This is a genomic window from Winogradskyella sp. HaHa_3_26 (assembly GCF_019278425.1).
Lineage (GTDB): Bacteria > Bacteroidota > Bacteroidia > Flavobacteriales > Flavobacteriaceae > Winogradskyella > Winogradskyella undariae.
Genome location: NZ_CP058981.1, coordinates 3254711 through 3271342, shown reverse-complemented (window position 1 = coordinate 3271342; position 16632 = coordinate 3254711). Strand labels below are relative to the sequence as shown.

The window sequence follows — 16632 nt, the reverse complement described above, 5'->3', positions numbered from 1 at the left end:
CCCATCAATCAATTAGATCATTCATAAATTATGATATTAGTTCTCAAAAGAATCCTTTATCTTTTTTTACTCTTCCCTATTCTACTTCAAGCTCAAGAAAATTTCACTCTTAGCGGTACAATAGCAGATAACCAAAGTAACGAAACACTTATTGGTGTTAATGTCATTATTCCCGAGCAACAAACCGGAACTGTTACCAACGAGTACGGCTTCTACTCTATTACATTACCTGCCGGAACCTATAACATTAAAATAAGTTACTTAGGATTTAAAACAATTTCCGAAACGTTAATCCTTGATGACAACCTTACAAAAAACTATAAACTTGACGAAACTACTGAAAGTTTAGATGAAGTTGTTATTACTGATAATATTGAAAGATTAAACATAAAAAAACCGCAAATGAGCGTCAATTCTTTATCCATAAAAACGATAAAGAACATGCCTGTTGTTTTAGGAGAAGTCGATGTTATAAAATCTATTACCCTTTTACCTGGTGTTACCAATGCTGGCGAAGGCTCTTCAGGCTTTAATGTTAGAGGTGGTGCTGCTGATCAAAATCTTATTCTTTTAGATGAGGCTACAATTTTTAATTCGTCTCACCTTTTTGGGTTCTTTTCGGTTTTTAACCCTGATGCTATAAAAGACATTAAATTATATAAAGGCGGAATACCTTCTAAATACGGTGGCCGTATATCTTCTGTCCTAGATATTTATCAGAAAGAAGGGAATAGCAAGTCTTTTCATATGAATGGTGGAATCGGACTTATATCTAGCCGTCTATTAGCTGAAGGTCCAATTAAAAAAGACAAAGGTTCCTTTTTAATAGGTGGCCGTAGCAGTTATGCACATCTTTTCCTCCCCCTTTTTGACTTAGATAATATTGCTTATTTCTATGATGTCAACACAAAATTAAGTTACAACATAAACGATAATAATAACATTTATCTTTCGGGTTATTTTGGCCGTGATGTTTTTAAGTTTTCTGACACTTTCGAGAATACATTCGGAAATTCAGTAGTTAACTTTAGGTGGAATCATCTTTATTCAGACAAAATATTTTCAAATTTATCACTTATTTATTCAGACTATTACTACGGATTAAAATTAGATTTCGTTGGCTTTGACTGGGTTTCAGGTATAAAAAACGTCAACCTTAAATACGACTTCAAACATTACATCAGTAATGATTTTAAACTAGAATATGGTTTAAATAGTATGTATTACAAATTTAACCCAGGAGATATTCAACCTATTAATGACGATTCGGGTATTAACCCATATAAACTTATTGATAAATATGCATTCGAAAATGCCATTTACATAGATGCAGAACATAAAATAAGTGATAAATTATCGGTTAGTTACGGCGCCAGATTAAGTATGTTTCATCGATTAGGGCAAGATGAATTAAATGTATATGAAAACGATAGTCCATTAATATTTAATGAAACTTTTGGCATTTACGAAAAAGCAGATCCTATAGGTACAGAGACTTTTAGTAAAAATGATGTTATAGAATCTTTTGCAAACCTTGAGCCTCGTTTAGCTATTGCTTATCAATTAAATAACAAATCTTCGGTAAAAGCAAGTTATAATCGTATGAGTCAATATTTACATTTACTATCTAACACAAGCTCACCAACTCCTTTAGATGTTTGGGCTCCAAGTGGAAAATACATTAAACCCCAGTTATTAGATCAAGTTGCTTTAGGGTATTTTAGAACATTCAATAACAATGCTTATTCCTTAGAAGTCGAAAGTTTTTATAAAACCATAGAAAATCGAATTGATTACATTGATGGTGCCGATTTAATTGCAAACGACGCTATAGAACAAGTGATTCTTAATGGTGAAGGGCGCGCTTATGGTTTAGAGGTTCTTTTCAAAAAAAATGAAGGCAAGTTTACAGGTTGGGTTGCTTACACATTATCAAAATCAGAACAAAGAACACCTGGAAGAACAGCCATTGAAACTGGAATTAACAACGGACAATGGTACAACACACCTTACGATAAAACACATGATATTTCTATTACAGGCAGTTATGAGTTAAACAAAAAATGGTCATTTAGTTCTAATTTTATTTTTCAAACTGGGCAACCAAGCACTTATCCAAACGGACAATATCAATATAACGATATCATTATTCCAACTTATGAAACCCGAAATTCTAGCAGGCTTACCTCCTATCACCGTTTAGATTTAGCTGTTAATTACAACCCAAATCCAGAAAGCACAAAGAACTTTAAAGGCGAATGGGTATTCGGATTATACAACGTCTATAACAGAAAAAATGCTGCAAGTATTTCCTTTAGCGAAAACAGAAACTCAGGCACTAATGAAGCTACACGCTTATCTATTTTTGGTGTCGTGCCATCATTTTCTTATAATTTCAAATTTTAAACCATGAAAAGATTACTATATATAAGTCTCATTTTAATCCTTTTTACTAATTGCGAAGATGTCATTGACGTCGATTTAAATACTGCAGAACCTAGATTGGTTATAGAAGCATCTATCAACTATTTTAAAGGCACCACAGGTAACGAACAAAGTATAAAGCTAACTTTGTCAGCACCTTTTTTCGACGAAACAGTCCCTCCTGCAAACGGTGCAACCATACAGATTTCAGACACCTCTGGCAACACGTTCAATTTTATAGAAACAGACAATACAGGCATTTACAATAACAGTACTTTCATCCCAACAATAGATGACGTTTATACCTTAACTATAAATTACAACGGTGAAACTTATACTGCAACCGAGACTTTAACAGCCGTAGTTCCTATAGATTATATAGAACAAAATAATGAAGGAGGATTTTCGGGTGACGATATAGAGCTTAAAGCCTATTATACCGACCCTGCTGAAATTGATAATTATTATTTATTTGAATTTATTAGTGATATCCCAGTCGTTCCAGACTTAAATGTTAATGATGATACTTTTACAGATGGTAATCAAATTTTCGGCTTTTACACAGAAGAAGATTTAGAATCCGGAGATATTGTAACCATAAGAAATTATGGCATCTCTAGTCAGTTTTACAATTTCATGTACATTCTGCTACAACAAGGAGGAGATTCTGGCGGAGGACCTTTTCAAACACAGCCCGCAACGGTACGCGGAAATTGTATTAATACAACCAACCCTGATAATTACCCTTATGGTTATTTCAGATTGTCAGAAGTAGATGAAGTTATTTATACGGTAGAATAAATTATTTTTTAGGGCATTACCCACCTTAGGGTGGGTCGTGTCATCCACTATATCTTTTTACAAATTACTTAGTCGCTATTAAAAATAGTTTGTCTATGTATAGATTATACAGTAGTGCCAACCACATATTTTATTTTGTAAAAAGGATGCCGTTACTACCACTAATGCAGCCTATCCGCCAAAATTATTTCTTACCTTTAAGGCATGAATTTTATAAAAACAACAGAACAAGACTCAAATTATAATAATCTCGAAAATATGTCTATTAACGAGATTATACATTCTATAAATAAAGAAGACCAAAGTGTTCCATTAGCTGTAGAAAAAGCATTACCACAAATAGAAGCTCTTATTCTTCAAATCGTTAATAAATTAAAAGAAGGAGGTCGCCTTTTCTATATGGGAGCTGGTACGAGTGGACGTTTAGGAATTTTAGATGCCTCAGAATGCCCTCCTACTTTCGGAGTTTCACATGATTTAGTGGTAGGAATTATAGCTGGCGGAGACAAAGCCATAAGAAAAGCAGTAGAAAATGCAGAAGATTCAACCACTCAAGGCTGGAAAGACTTAGAAGCATATAAAATTTCAGAAAAAGATGTCGTTATCGGTATTGCTGCTTCTGGTACCACTCCTTATGTTATTAGTGCTTTAGAAACATGTAACGCAAAAAATATTATAACAGGCTGTATTACATGTAACCAAAACAGTCCTTTATCTTTAACAGCTCAATTTCCTATCGAAGTTATAGTAGGTCCAGAATTCCTAACAGGAAGTTCAAGAATGAAAGCTGGTACGGCCCAAAAACTAGTTCTTAATATGATTACTACAACAGTAATGATTCAATTAGGAAAGGTAAAAGGAAACAAAATGGTAGATATGCAGCTTAGTAACGACAAATTAGTTAATAGAGCTAAGCAAATGATAATGAACGAACTTAACATTTCAGAATCAGAAGCATCCACATTATTAAGTCAACACAAAAACGTTAGAGATAGTATTACTCATGGAAGAAGATCATAGTACAGACAGAGACATTTTAGCAAAAGGCTTAAAACGATTAGCAATCTGTTTAGGTCTTATGTTTGCCGGCCCAACATTGTTACATTTAGCATTATCCAACAGTGAAAAACCACTTTATATCCCATTGCTTATCATTGCTTTTATACTTTGTATTGGAGCCATATTTTTTTTGTTTTTAGGAATTAACACCGTATTAGATAGTATCTTTAAGAAAAAGAAATAATTATTGTTAGCACAAATCATAATCTGCCAACAACCGCATTTTTCTTAATTAGCGTTATGTTAAAGTCTTACTTACAGCATACAAAAATAATTATCTTTATAATACTAGATATAAAATCATATGTCGTCTGCTATAAAAAACATATACAATATAAAGATTAACAGTTTACAAGGAAACCCGATAGATTTACTACAATTTAAAGGAAAAAAAATACTGTTTGTTAATGTTGCATCTAAATGCGGATTTACAGCGCAATACAAGGATTTACAAAAACTACAAGATATATATAATGATACGTTAGTAATTATAGGTCTTCCTTGTAATCAGTTTGGAAAACAAGAACCCGGAAACTCGAGTGAAATACAAGAATTTTGTAAAGTTAATTATGGAGTCACCTTTTTAATTACTGAAAAAATTGAAGTCAAAGGAAAAAATCAACATCCACTTTATAAATGGTTAACAGATAAAAATAGCAACGGAAAGCAAAATTCTACAGTTAAATGGAATTTTCAAAAATATCTTATTGACGAGAAAGGTGAATTTTTAAATTATTTTTATTCTATCACAAACCCTTTGAGTTCTCGAATTACAAAATATCTAAATTAAACTATTGTGAAAAAAATATATAGCTTTTTATTATTCTTAATTATCAATTTTGGCGGATTAGCTCTTGGCAGTTGGTTTATGGGAGACGCAGTTACCGGAGAATGGTATTCTAACCTCAATAAAGCACCATGGATGCCACCTGGATGGGTTTTTGGAGCGGCTTGGACATTAATTATGCTTTGTTTTTCAATTTATTTAAGCTTTTTATTTTCCATTAGACATTCAAAATTTGTTATGACTATTTACTCCATAGCAGTACTTTTAAATGTGAGTTGGAATTACCTCTTTTTCAACCAACATTTAACAACATTTGCATTCATAAATATCATTTTACTAACCTTAGTCATCATCTATTTATTTATCACTTTTGGAGATGACAAACTACGATATATAAAATATCTATTACTGCCATACATCATTTGGCTCTGTATTGCAACATCATTAAATGGTTATGTTCTTTTTAATAACTAGCCTCTAAACACCGCTTAACTAAACAGATATTAGGCGTATAATGAAATAAAATCACCATGAAAATATACACCTTACATAAAAAACAAAAATTACCAATCACCGTTGATCAGGCGTGGGAATTTCTTTCAAGTCCAGAAAACTTAAAAACAATAACTCCAGATTATATGGGCTTTCATATCCTTTCTGGTGCAGATAGACCTATGTTTTCAGGTCAAATTATCCAATATATAGTTACACCTGTGTTAGGCATTAAAACAAAATGGGTCACAGAAATAACACATGTTAAAGACCATGAATATTTTGTAGACGAGCAGCGTTTTGGACCTTATGCGCTTTGGCACCATAAGCATTTTATTAAAGAAATTGAAGGTGGTGTTGAAATGGAAGACATCATAGATTACAAAGTTCCTATGGGAATTTTAGGACAACTCGTTCATCCCATATTGGTTAAACCTAAATTAGAAGAAATATTTAATTATAGAACCAAAAAATTAGAAGAATTGTTTGGTAAATACGAAGGGTAAAAATTCAATTCATAAAGCGGAATTTATATGAGTAAAAAAGTAAATATTTTTTGGTTTAGACGCGACTTAAGACTAGACGATAATCACGGTTTTTTTGAAGCGTTAAAAAGCGATTTCCCAGTATTACCTATTTTTATATTCGATTCAGAAATACTAGATCACTTGCCAAAAAATGACGCTCGCGTTACTTTTATTTATGAAACACTTCAAAATATAAGACAAACTCTACAAGATAAATATGGCAGCAGTTTAGCGCTTTATCATGGTAAACCAGAAGCTATTCATAAGCAATTAATCAAAGATTATAATATTAATACAGTCTATACTAATCATGATTATGAACCCTATGCAAAAGAGCGAGATAATCATATTAAATCCTTATTAGACGAACAAGGAATAGAATTTAAAACTTATAAAGACCATGTTATTTTTGAAAAAGATGACGTTGTAAAAAAAGATGGCAATCCATATTTGGTTTACACACCTTATATGAAAACATGGAAAGCGAAGTTTAAAACTATAGATTTAGAAATATTTGATACCAATCCTTATTTAGATCGTTTAATTAAAAATGATAAATTACCTAATTTAAGTTTATCAGACATAGGATTTGAAACCTCTAACCAAAAGATAGAACCGTTTGAAGTTACACCTCATTTAATTCAGAATTACGAGGAAACTAGAGATTTCCCAGCAAAAGATTCTACGTCTAAATTAGGTCCACATTTAAGGTTTGGAACTGTAAGTATCCGAAAAATGGTAAAAAAAGCCATTGCAGAAACCAATGAAATATTTTGGCAAGAACTTATTTGGCGTGAGTTTTTCACACAAATACTTTGGCATTTTCCACATACGGTAAACCAAGCTTTTAAACCCAAATACGACCGTATTGAATGGCGTTACAATGAAGAAGAATTTAAAAAGTGGTGCCAAGGACAAACCGGTTATCCTTTAGTAGATGCAGGGATGCGCCAACTTAATGAAACTGGTTTTATGCACAACAGAATACGCATGCTTGTTGGTAGTTTTCTCTGTAAACACTTATTAATGGACTGGCGTTTAGGAGAAGCGTATTTTGCAGAAAAGCTACACGATTACGATATGGCAAGTAATGTTGGTAATTGGCAATGGGTTGCTGGTTGTGGTGTAGATGCAGCTCCTTATTTTAGAATTTTTAATCCTACAACTCAAATTCAGAAATTTGATAAAAAGCATGAATATCTAAAAAAATGGGTTCCAGATTACCAAGAACTAACGTATCCACAGCCAATGGTAGATCACAAAGAAGCTAGAGAGCGATGCTTAAAAACTTATAAAACCGCACTAAATTAACATATTTTTGGTTATTTAATTTTTTATTCCATTAAAAAATGATAAATTCACTACCTCTATAAATAAGACAATAAATGTCTTAGCTAAATAACAATATAAAACAACAATTTTTAAAAGCTCTGTTTAATTTCAGAGCTTTTTTATTTTTCAATTCTAAGCAAAAAAAAAAGCTTCAAGTTAATACCTGAAGCTTATTATGATTTTATATTTTTTTCTAGTTTCCTTCCACACGTTCTATTTTGGCTCCAATAGCTCTTAAGCGTTCATCAATATTTTCGTAACCTCTATCAATTTGTTCAATATTATGAATAATAGATGTTCCTTTTGCAGATAATGCAGCAATTAGCAGAGAAACTCCGGCTCTAATATCTGGAGAAGTCATTGTTGTTGCTTTTAATGTTGACTTAAAATCATGACCAATAACTGTTGCTCTATGCGGATCACAAAGTATGATTTTGGCTCCCATGTCTATTAATTTATCGACAAAGAACAAACGACTTTCAAACATTTTTTGGTGTACAATAGCACTTCCTCTTGCTTGCGTTAAAACCGTTAATACAATACTTAACAAATCTGGCGTAAATCCTGGCCATGGTGCATCTGAAATAGTTAATATAGAACCATCTATATAACTTTGAACTTCATAACCATCTGTATGAGCAGGGATATGAATATCATCACCTCGACGTTCAACCGTAATTCCTATTTTTCTAAAAACACTTGGTATTACACCTAAATCGTCCCAACTTACGTTAGTAATTGTTAATTCACTTTTTGTCATTGCAGCTAAACCAATCCAGCTACCAATCTCAATCATATCTGGCAACATTCTATGCTCTGTACCACCAAGACGATCAACACCTTCAATTGTTAAAAGATTAGAACCAACACCTGAAATTTTGGCCCCCATACGATTCAACATTTTACAAAGTTGTTGTAAATAAGGTTCGCAAGCCGCATTATAAATTGTTGTAATTCCTTCAGCTAAAACTGCAGCCATAACAATATTTGCAGTCCCTGTAACAGATGCTTCATCTAAAAGCATGTAAGTCCCTTTAAGCTTATCTGCCTCTACACCATAAAATAAATCTTCTTTGTTGTAGCGAAATTTTGCTCCAAGATTAATGAATCCTTCAAAATGAGTATCTAAACGACGACGACCTATTTTATCACCTCCTGGTTTTGGAATATATCCCTTACCAAAACGTGCTAATAAAGGACCTACAATCATTATAGAACCTCTTAAACCTTTTCCATCTTCTTTAAATTCAGCTGACTCTAAATATTTTAGATTAACCTCATCTGCTTTAAATGTATAAGATCCTTTGTCTAGTTTATTGATTTTTACACCTAACTTTTTTAATAAAGCAATCAGTTTATTAACATCAATAATATCAGGAATGTTATCTATCTTAATTTCTTCTGCAGTTAAAAGCACTGCACATAAGATTTGTAAAGCTTCATTTTTGGCTCCTTGAGGTTGAATTTTACCTTTAAGTTGGTGACCTCCTTCAATTTTAAATGTACTCATGCGTTATTAGTAACGTTTTCTGTTATTAGTATATTTTTTCTTACTTGTAGTACTATTGGTCTTTTTGTTAGTGTTGCTTTTGCTACCATATTTAGATTTGGTACGCATTAAACTTGTAGAATCGCTTAAATCTTCTTCACTCTCTTTTAAGTTTATTTTACCTTCAGAAAGCTCATATAAATGGTTATAAATAACAGCATCTTCAACTGTATCTTTATTCCAATTTAAGAAACATTTTTTCATATGATTTGCAATCGTAAACATTAAAGCTTCCTTTAACTCACCATCTTCCCAACTTACAGCAACATCAATCATCGTTTTTATATTATTTCCGTAGAAACGATATTTTGGATAATTTTGAGGATACTTTAAAGGTTCTGGCTTAGCTAAAATAACTTCTTTTGAAGGTTCACCATAAGGTGCATCAACATCAATTTCAAAGTCAGCCATGATAAACAATTGATCCCATAATTTATGTTGAAAATCTGGAACATCCCTTAAATGTGGCTGTATATTTCCCATGACAGAAATTATCGCTTTCGCCAATTTATTACGTTCTTCTTTCGTTTCGCGAGATTTAGCATGATTAATCATCTTTTGTAGATGACGTCCATACTCTGGAATAATTAAATGCTCGCGCTCTGTGTTGTATTCTAAATCGTCAATCAAAATTATAAAATGTAAAAAGTGTAGTGTATAAATTTAAACCCGTAGTCTTCTAGGTTTGGTTGCAAAGTACAAAAAAATAATAAGCTTAAAAGAAATATTATAAGGAAATTACGCCTTCTACATTTTCTGTCACTTCTTTATATTTAGTAATAACAGCTTCAGGAGTTTTCATTTTTACATTTATAGAAACACTGGTGTATTTACCGTTCTTAGATTCTGTAGTGGTAATTACAGCACCTAAGTTGTCAAATAAGCTATCTATATGATTAACACCTGGACTTTTAGTAAGTACAATGAATTTGTATAAATATGTCGATGGCCAAGTAGCCGTATCATAAAGTTGAGATTTTAGTTTTTCGTAAAACTCATCTGTTTTTTTAGAATTATCCATATTGAAATTTTTCAGTTGTAAAGATACGCTTAACTTTACATTTTTATATTTTATTTTTATTATCAAAAATATTGCCAATTTGAATCCAAAAAAAATAATTATCGCTGGTGGACCTGGAACCGGGAAAACCACCATTATTGACGAATTAAAAAATCGTGACTTAACATGCTATGATGAAATATCTAGACAAGTAATTTTAGACGCTAGAAAAGACGGTATTGAGCAGCTTTTTTTAACAGAACCACTTCTATTTAGTCAAAAACTGTTAGAAGGTAGAACTAAACAATATAAAGATGCTGCTAAAGAAACAGAATCTATTGTGTTTTTAGACCGAGGCTTACCCGATGTTATTGCTTACATGGATTATATTGGTGACACATATCCGGACCATTTTGTAGAAACTTGTGACAGTCATAAATACGATTCTATCTTTATTTTATCGCCTTGGCAAGAAATATTTACAAGTGATAGCGAACGCTATGAAAGTTTTGAAGAAGCAATAGAAATTCATCATCACTTAATAAAAACATATGAGCGTTTTGGTTACAATTTAATTGATGTGCCTTTTGGAACTGTAGAAACTAGAGTAGATTTTATTCTAAAGTCCTTAAATTTGCAGTAATGCATCCTTTAGAAGTTTTAGAACGGTATTGGAATCATACTTCATTTAGACCGTATCAAGAAGAAATAATTAATTCGGTTTTAAACCGAGAAGACACCTTTGCTTTATTGCCAACAGGTGGAGGTAAATCTGTTTGTTTTCAAATTCCTGCTTTAATACAAGATGGTATTTGTATTGTTGTTTCTCCTTTAATTGCTTTAATGCGAGACCAAGTTAATACCTTAAAAGCAAAAGGAATAAAAGCCATTGCTTTAACTTCTGGTATGTCTTACAAAGATTTAGACACGCAATTAGACAACTGTATTTACGGCAACTATAAGTTTCTATATCTTTCACCTGAGCGTTTACAACAATCTCTTGTTCAAGATCGAATTCAGCAAATGAAAGTCAATTTAATTGCTGTAGATGAAGCGCACTGTATTAGCCAATGGGGAAATGATTTTAGGCCCGCTTACCAAAACATTACTGTATTACGACAAATGCACCCGCACGTTAACTGTATTGCTTTAACGGCAACTGCAAAGTATAATGTGGTTGATGATATTGTTGCTAATCTCGATTTTATAAATCCTAATATCTTTAAAGCCTCTTTTGCTAGACCAAACATTGCTTACAATGTAATGCATACGGACGATAAATTATTTCAACTCGATTATTTGTTAAAAACCTATTCGGGATCATCTATTATTTATGTCCGAAATCGAAGAGCAACTACTAATATTCATAATTACTTAAATTCTAAAGGATTTTCATCTACATTTTATCATGGTGGAATTACCAATAAAGAAAAGCAAGAACGCTTGTATGAGTGGAGTCATGGTCAAAAACAGATTATGGTTGCGACTACTGCTTTTGGAATGGGGATTGACAAAGCCAACGTAAAAACCGTTATTCATTTTAACTTACCCGAAAGTTTAGAAAGTTATTATCAAGAAGCAGGACGTGCAGGACGAGATGGAGAATTAGCACATGCTTTTATACTAAAACAACATATTGACGAAGAACATTTACGTAGTCAGTTTTTAAGTACTTTACCTTCTGTAAAATTCGTAAAAACAGTTTACAATAGATTATGTAATTATTTTCAGATCTCTTATGGTGAAGGAGAAAACACCATTCATCAATTCGATTTTAGATCTTTTTGTAGTCATTACAAGCTAAATACAACAATGACTTACAATACTTTATTATTGTTAGATCGTAATGCCATTATTACTTTAACACAGCACTATAATTTTAGAACTAAAATTCGGTTTATAACAACTAATGCTGTTCTATTTAAATATTTAGAAACGCATCTCGATTTAAATATTTTGGTTAAAGTATTATTAAGAACCTATGGTGGTATTTTTGATTATGATACAAAAGTGAACCTCAGCTTAGTAATCAATAAAGCTAAACTTCCTGAAAAGCAAGTCATTGCTCAGTTACAACGCTTAGAAAAAGATGACGTTATTAGCCTTCAAATGGCCGATACAGACTCTGAAGTTACATTTTTGAAACCACGGGAAGACGATATTACCATCAATCCTATTGCAAAAACAATAAATCATCAACATACTTTAAAGCATCAACAAATTGAATCGGTTATAAATTATATTAAGAATGATTCGGTTTGTAGAAGTCAACAACTCCTACTCTATTTTGGAGAAAAGTCTAATAAGGCTTGTGGAATTTGTTCCGTTTGTACTTCAAAAGCTTCAAAAAGACATAGAGGTTCTGATGACAGTATTGCAATTAAAATTATAAAATCCTTAGAAAAAGAACCTTTAAGCTCTAGAGAATTATTACATCAAATTAAATGTTCTGAACAAGATCTTTTACAAAGTCTGTCAGAACTTATAGCATTAAAAAAAATAAAATTAACACACGCTAACACTTATATACTAGCATGACAGATAAACGTGATTTACGAATTGTATTTATGGGTACGCCCGATTTTGCAGTTGCCACATTAAAAGCATTAATTGACCATAATTATAATGTGGTTGGAGTTATTACAGCACCAGATCGCCCAGCAGGACGAGGACAAAAATTAAGAGCTTCTGCAGTAAAAGAATTTGCATTAGCACAAAATTTAAACATATTACAACCTACAAACCTAAAAGCTGAATCTTTTTTAGAAGAATTAAAAGCATTAGAAGCTAATTTACAAATTATAGTAGCCTTTAGAATGTTACCAAAAGTTGTTTGGCAAATGCCAGAATATGGCACATTTAATCTTCATGCATCTTTACTTCCTCAATACAGAGGAGCTGCACCAATACATTGGGCAATTATTAATGGCGAAACAAAAACAGGAGTTACAACATTTTTTATAGATGAAAAAATTGACACAGGAGCTGTTATTAAAAGTGAAATCACAGAAATAGGAACCAGCACTACCGTTGGTGAATTACACGACACCTTAATGACTATAGGAAGCGCCTTAGTGGTTAAAACGGTAGAACAAGTTGAAAATAATACTATAACAACTACTATACAACCACAAACCGAAGATTTAAAAACAGCCTATAAATTAAATAGAGATAATTGTAAAATTGATTGGTCTCTATCTATTGATACGATATACAATAAAATAAGAGGCTTAAATCCATTTCCGGCTGCTTGGTGTTACTTAGATAATAATGAAGAAAAGCCTTTATCTGTAAAGATATATGGGGTTGAAAAAGTTGAAGAAGAGCATGATTTTGAATCAGGACTTTTATTCGCTTCTAAAGACGAATTAAAAGTGGCTTGCAAAGGAGGTTATATTAAGATTTTAGAAATTCAACTACCAGGAAAACGTAAAATGGATGTTAAATCATTATTAAATGGATTTGAATTTTCAAACACATCAAAACTCTTGTAAACCCTTATTATCATTGGTTTGACAATAAATCCGATAAAACACATACCCTTTATTAACAAATAACAGAAGTTATTAACAATAAGCTGTATTTCCCTTGTTATTACTTGTATAGCTTAATAATCCTAATAATTTTGTGTAAGGTTTTTAAAGTACTATCACTTTGTGAATCTAAAATTTAAACAATTTAAACTTAATATTTATGAACAAAACAGATTTAATCAATGGAATGGCAGAAAATGCTGGCATTACAAAAGCAGCTGCTAAAAAAGCATTAGATTCATTATTAATTGATATCGAAGGATCTTTACAAAAAGGAAACAGAGTTTCTTTAGTAGGGTTTGGTTCTTGGTCAGTATCTAAAAGAGCTGCAAGAGACGGAAGAAATCCTCAAACAGGAGAAACTATAAAAATTAAAGCTAAAAATATAGTGAAATTTAAGGCAGGTTCTGACTTAAGTAACGCTGTAAACTAAGACAATTTTTGTTTTAAATATAGAACCTGCTCAATGAGCAGGTTTTTTTTTGCTTTAATTTAAACAGGCTATTAGTTGCATTTTTAACAAAAAAAACATAGATTTAGTGAACTAACTTTAGAAAAACTAAGATGAACAAACCCGAAAAAGGCGATTTACTAATTGCCGAACCTTCTATTATCGGTGATATTTCATTTAATCGCGCCGTGATACTTTTAGCAGACCATAATGCTTTAGGATCTGTTGGCTTTATTTTAAACAAACCTTTAGAATATAATCTTAAAGACCTCATTGAAGGCACCGAATCTGACTTTCCAGTATATAATGGAGGACCTGTAGAACAAGACAACCTTTACTTCATCCATAAATCACCAGAGCTTATACCTAACAGTGTAGAAATATCTCATGGTATCTTTTGGGGTGGAGATTTTAATACTGTATTAAACCTTATTAATCGCGATGAAATTTCTACAGAAGATATTCGTTTCTTTTTAGGATATTCGGGTTGGGATGAACAACAATTAGATAATGAATTAAAATCTAATGCTTGGTTAGTTTCAGAAAACATCTATAACAAGGAAATTATTTCAAAATCATGCAATACCTTTTGGCGTGAAAAAATGATAGAGCTTGGTGGAGATTATAGTATTTGGTCTAATGCACCAGAAAACCCGAGTTATAATTAACTTACAGTTTGACCCAAATTAAGAAACGATACACAAATAGATTTTTAAACCTAATAGGCTAAGTAAATAAAAACATATTGCTGATTTATTTAAAACAGACTTTTAGATGGTTATTTAGCTAATTTTCATTTGATCGTAAATCAGTAATTACTTATAACAGCCTTAACTTTGCATTTAATTTTACTACGAGTTTCTGAGAAAAATCACTACCATAAGTTTTTTTACGATATTTAGTAATAGGTATAATTCCTTTTATCACATTAGTAATAAATAATTCGTCCGCTTTTTGAAGTTCAAAAGGACTGATTGATGTTTCTTCTATAATTAGATTTAGATCTTTAGCTAAAAGTTCTAAAATTTGCTTTCTCATTACGCCTTTAAGTCCGCCTTCTTCTAATGGTGGTGTTTTAATCTTATCTCCTTTTACTAAAAATAAATTCCCGTTTAAAGCTTCAATAATACTTTTATTAGTATTTAAAACTAAACAGTTATCAAGATCATTTTCTTTAGCATAAATACTACCAATAACTTGAATAGCCTTGTTATTAGACTTTAATCCTGATAATAATCCTGGAGCAATAAAATAATCCTTATATAAATCAACAACACAAGTTGCTTCAGGATCTATAGAATAAAATGGATCATCATGCTTTTCTACACTAATATTAAACTGAACTTGAGTACTCTCTAAAGGCAAATACTTACCACCTTCACCTCTATCCACGTTTATACGAACACGTGCTGCAGATTCTAATAAATGATTAGCTTCTAAAGTCTTCAGAACTTCTGACTCTAAAAATTCCATTGTAAAACTCATAGGAATATTCATTCTCAGAATACGCATAGAAGACATCAGTCTAAAATAATGATCTTCCCAAAAAAAGATTTTACCATTCACAACTTTTAGAGTTTCAAAAAGAGCATCGCCATATTTGTATCCTCTATTTGCAATTGTGATTTTAGCTTCTGATTGAGAAAGCAGAGTTCCATTAAAATTTATCATAAAAAAACACTTCTAAAGTCCCGCTGAAGAGACAATCCTTAAAAAATTAATAATTATAGTATTCTTACTAGAATTACAGTATTAAATAAAAAATCTCGATTTAGTTTTAAAACTAAATCGAGACAAATATATAATAGAATAGTTATTTAGTTCTTATGCTGAACCTAAAACTTGTTTTAAACTAGAGATTTGATTAGACCAAAGCATTTTACCTTCTTCAACTTCATCTTCTTCTGCAAAGTCTGTAATCATTAAAGACACATCTTTAGTGATTTCATCTACTTGAATTCGGATTTCAAAATAACATGTTGCTCCGTCTTCATCATCATGTAACCAACGGAATTTAATGCGTTCACCACTCTTTTTACTTAACATTTTTGCCTGTTCTTCAGAGCCATCCCATATAAAAGTGTAGAGCTCTCCTCTAGAATTTACATTATCAGCAAACCATTCTGATAAGCCAGAAGGTGTTGAGATATACTGATAAATTAGAGTTGGTGATGCTTGAATCACAAACTCCATTTCAAATTTTTCTTTGTCGTCCATATTAGTACTTGTATTATGTGCTCAATATATACAATTAAACTTGAGTTTTAAACTTTTTAAATTAATTTTATTTTTTTAGTTTTTATTGCTTGCTGTATTCAGAAATCTTTATATCTTTGCACCCGCAATTATAAAGATGTTTTTTTTACTTAATTTATCTTATTTAATTGTTATTTATGGCGAGGTAGCTCAGTTGGTTAGAGCGTTGGATTCATAACCCAGAGGTCACGAGTTCAAATCTCGTTCTCGCTACAACAGTTAAAGTCTAGTACGAAAGTACTGGACTTTTTTTATGCATTGCGCTGAAGCGCGCTTCAAAGCGCAAAAGCATAAAAAAAGCCCAAAGCAATGCCCTAACATTATGGACTTCTACTATTGTACAGCTCACCTTGCGAAGATTCAGAGAAGCTAAACGAGTAAAACAAAAGCGCAAAAGCATAAAAAAAGTCCATAACAATGC

18 protein-coding genes and 1 tRNA gene are annotated in these 16632 nt (G+C 31.7%); 14 read left to right on the top strand and 5 right to left on the bottom strand.

Features of this window, described 5'->3' with window-relative positions:
* Positions 1–30: 30 nt before the first annotated feature.
* The 8 genes from H0I32_RS14105 to H0I32_RS14070 all read left to right on the top strand — a co-directional run bounded on the left by H0I32_RS14105 (position 31) and on the right by H0I32_RS14070 (position 7401).
* On the top strand, positions 31–2406 hold the full coding sequence (locus H0I32_RS14105; RefSeq protein WP_179314377.1) for a TonB-dependent receptor: 2376 nt from the start codon (positions 31–33) through the stop codon (positions 2404–2406).
* 3 nt (positions 2407–2409) lie between these two features.
* Positions 2410–3225, top strand: a complete 816-nt coding sequence (locus H0I32_RS14100; protein ID WP_179314378.1) for a DUF4249 domain-containing protein — start codon at positions 2410–2412, stop codon at positions 3223–3225.
* A 204-nt stretch (positions 3226–3429) separates the two neighbouring features.
* Entirely contained in the window at positions 3430–4245 is an 816-nt protein-coding gene (gene murQ / locus H0I32_RS14095) for an N-acetylmuramic acid 6-phosphate etherase (RefSeq protein WP_179314379.1), read from the top strand.
* Positions 4229–4468, top strand: a complete 240-nt coding sequence (locus H0I32_RS14090; RefSeq protein WP_179314380.1) for a DUF6095 family protein — start codon at positions 4229–4231, stop codon at positions 4466–4468. The genes murQ and H0I32_RS14090 overlap by 17 nt, the downstream gene beginning before the upstream one ends.
* 120 nt (positions 4469–4588) lie before the next feature.
* Positions 4589–5074 (top strand): glutathione peroxidase, encoded by a 486-nt coding sequence (locus H0I32_RS14085; RefSeq protein WP_179314381.1) that lies wholly within the window; start codon positions 4589–4591, stop codon positions 5072–5074.
* A gap of 6 nt (positions 5075–5080) precedes the next feature.
* On the top strand, positions 5081–5545 hold the full coding sequence (locus H0I32_RS14080; RefSeq protein WP_179314382.1) for a TspO/MBR family protein: 465 nt from the start codon (positions 5081–5083) through the stop codon (positions 5543–5545).
* A 56-nt stretch (positions 5546–5601) separates the two neighbouring features.
* Entirely contained in the window at positions 5602–6069 is a 468-nt protein-coding gene (locus H0I32_RS14075; RefSeq protein WP_173588476.1) for an SRPBCC family protein, read from the top strand.
* Between the two features lie 27 nt (positions 6070–6096).
* A complete protein-coding gene (locus H0I32_RS14070) occupies positions 6097–7401 on the top strand; it encodes a cryptochrome/photolyase family protein (protein WP_179314383.1) in 1305 nt (434 codons plus the stop codon).
* Between the two features lie 214 nt (positions 7402–7615).
* Here the strand turns inward: H0I32_RS14070 and murA are convergent, their stop codons facing one another.
* The 3 genes from murA to H0I32_RS14055 form a co-directional block, all read right to left on the bottom strand.
* Positions 7616–8932 carry a UDP-N-acetylglucosamine 1-carboxyvinyltransferase gene (gene murA, locus H0I32_RS14065; protein ID WP_179314384.1) on the bottom strand — a complete coding sequence of 439 codons (1317 nt, stop codon included), beginning with the start codon at positions 8930–8932 and terminating at the stop codon, positions 7616–7618.
* A 6-nt stretch (positions 8933–8938) separates the two neighbouring features.
* A complete protein-coding gene (locus tag H0I32_RS14060; protein WP_173588473.1) occupies positions 8939–9601 on the bottom strand; it encodes a DUF4290 domain-containing protein in 663 nt (220 codons plus the stop codon).
* Between the two features lie 97 nt (positions 9602–9698).
* Entirely contained in the window at positions 9699–9992 is a 294-nt protein-coding gene (locus H0I32_RS14055) for a DUF493 family protein (RefSeq protein ID WP_173588472.1), read from the bottom strand.
* A 79-nt stretch (positions 9993–10071) separates the two neighbouring features.
* Between H0I32_RS14055 and H0I32_RS14050 the strand changes: the two genes are divergently transcribed.
* The 5 genes from H0I32_RS14050 (at position 10072) to H0I32_RS14030 (ending at position 14623) form a co-directional block, all read left to right on the top strand.
* On the top strand, positions 10072–10614 hold the full coding sequence (locus tag H0I32_RS14050; RefSeq protein WP_173588471.1) for an AAA family ATPase: 543 nt from the start codon (positions 10072–10074) through the stop codon (positions 10612–10614).
* Positions 10614–12509 (top strand): ATP-dependent DNA helicase RecQ, encoded by a 1896-nt coding sequence (locus H0I32_RS14045; protein WP_179314385.1) that lies wholly within the window; start codon positions 10614–10616, stop codon positions 12507–12509. The genes H0I32_RS14050 and H0I32_RS14045 overlap by 1 nt, the downstream gene beginning before the upstream one ends.
* Positions 12506–13465: a methionyl-tRNA formyltransferase gene (fmt, locus tag H0I32_RS14040; RefSeq protein ID WP_179314386.1), complete on the top strand. Its 960-nt coding sequence runs from the start codon at positions 12506–12508 to the stop codon at positions 13463–13465. The genes H0I32_RS14045 and fmt overlap by 4 nt, the downstream gene beginning before the upstream one ends.
* A 199-nt stretch (positions 13466–13664) precedes the next feature.
* Entirely contained in the window at positions 13665–13937 is a 273-nt protein-coding gene (locus tag H0I32_RS14035; protein WP_173588468.1) for an HU family DNA-binding protein, read from the top strand.
* 131 nt (positions 13938–14068) lie between these two features.
* Positions 14069–14623, top strand: coding sequence for a YqgE/AlgH family protein (locus H0I32_RS14030; RefSeq protein ID WP_173588467.1), 555 nt, complete (start codon positions 14069–14071; stop codon positions 14621–14623).
* 151 nt (positions 14624–14774) lie between these two features.
* Here H0I32_RS14030 and H0I32_RS14025 read toward each other — a convergent pair whose 3' ends face one another.
* Entirely contained in the window at positions 14775–15626 is an 852-nt protein-coding gene (locus H0I32_RS14025) for an aminotransferase class IV (protein ID WP_173588466.1), read from the bottom strand.
* A gap of 153 nt (positions 15627–15779) precedes the next feature.
* Positions 15780–16172 (bottom strand): START-like domain-containing protein, encoded by a 393-nt coding sequence (locus tag H0I32_RS14020; RefSeq protein ID WP_173588465.1) that lies wholly within the window; start codon positions 16170–16172, stop codon positions 15780–15782.
* A gap of 178 nt (positions 16173–16350) precedes the next feature.
* On the opposite strand from H0I32_RS14020, the gene H0I32_RS14015 reads away from it, so the two are divergent.
* Positions 16351–16424, top strand: a tRNA-Met gene (locus tag H0I32_RS14015).
* The last annotated feature ends 208 nt before the right edge of the window (positions 16425–16632 follow it).

Excerpts from the sequence above, each read along its gene's own strand:
- H0I32_RS14105 (WP_179314377.1), top strand. The coding sequence starts at position 31 with ATGATATTAGTTCTCAAAAGAATCCTTTATCTTTTTTTACTCTTCCCT.
- H0I32_RS14100 (WP_179314378.1), top strand. The coding sequence starts at position 2,410 with ATGAAAAGATTACTATATATAAGTCTCATTTTAATCCTTTTTACTAAT.
- murQ (WP_179314379.1), top strand. The coding sequence starts at position 3,430 with ATGAATTTTATAAAAACAACAGAACAAGACTCAAATTATAATAATCTC.
- H0I32_RS14090 (WP_179314380.1), top strand. The coding sequence starts at position 4,229 with ATGGAAGAAGATCATAGTACAGACAGAGACATTTTAGCAAAAGGCTTA.
- H0I32_RS14085 (WP_179314381.1), top strand. The coding sequence starts at position 4,589 with ATGTCGTCTGCTATAAAAAACATATACAATATAAAGATTAACAGTTTA.
- H0I32_RS14075 (WP_173588476.1), top strand. The coding sequence starts at position 5,602 with ATGAAAATATACACCTTACATAAAAAACAAAAATTACCAATCACCGTT.
- H0I32_RS14070 (WP_179314383.1), top strand. The coding sequence starts at position 6,097 with ATGAGTAAAAAAGTAAATATTTTTTGGTTTAGACGCGACTTAAGACTA.
- murA (WP_179314384.1), bottom strand. The coding sequence starts at position 8,932 with ATGAGTACATTTAAAATTGAAGGAGGTCACCAACTTAAAGGTAAAATT.
- H0I32_RS14055 (WP_173588472.1), bottom strand. The coding sequence starts at position 9,992 with ATGGATAATTCTAAAAAAACAGATGAGTTTTACGAAAAACTAAAATCT.
- H0I32_RS14045 (WP_179314385.1), top strand. The coding sequence starts at position 10,614 with ATGCATCCTTTAGAAGTTTTAGAACGGTATTGGAATCATACTTCATTT.
- fmt (WP_179314386.1), top strand. The coding sequence starts at position 12,506 with ATGACAGATAAACGTGATTTACGAATTGTATTTATGGGTACGCCCGAT.
- H0I32_RS14035 (WP_173588468.1), top strand. The coding sequence starts at position 13,665 with ATGAACAAAACAGATTTAATCAATGGAATGGCAGAAAATGCTGGCATT.
- H0I32_RS14030 (WP_173588467.1), top strand. The coding sequence starts at position 14,069 with ATGAACAAACCCGAAAAAGGCGATTTACTAATTGCCGAACCTTCTATT.
- H0I32_RS14025 (WP_173588466.1), bottom strand. The coding sequence starts at position 15,626 with ATGATAAATTTTAATGGAACTCTGCTTTCTCAATCAGAAGCTAAAATC.
- H0I32_RS14020 (WP_173588465.1), bottom strand. The coding sequence starts at position 16,172 with ATGGACGACAAAGAAAAATTTGAAATGGAGTTTGTGATTCAAGCATCA.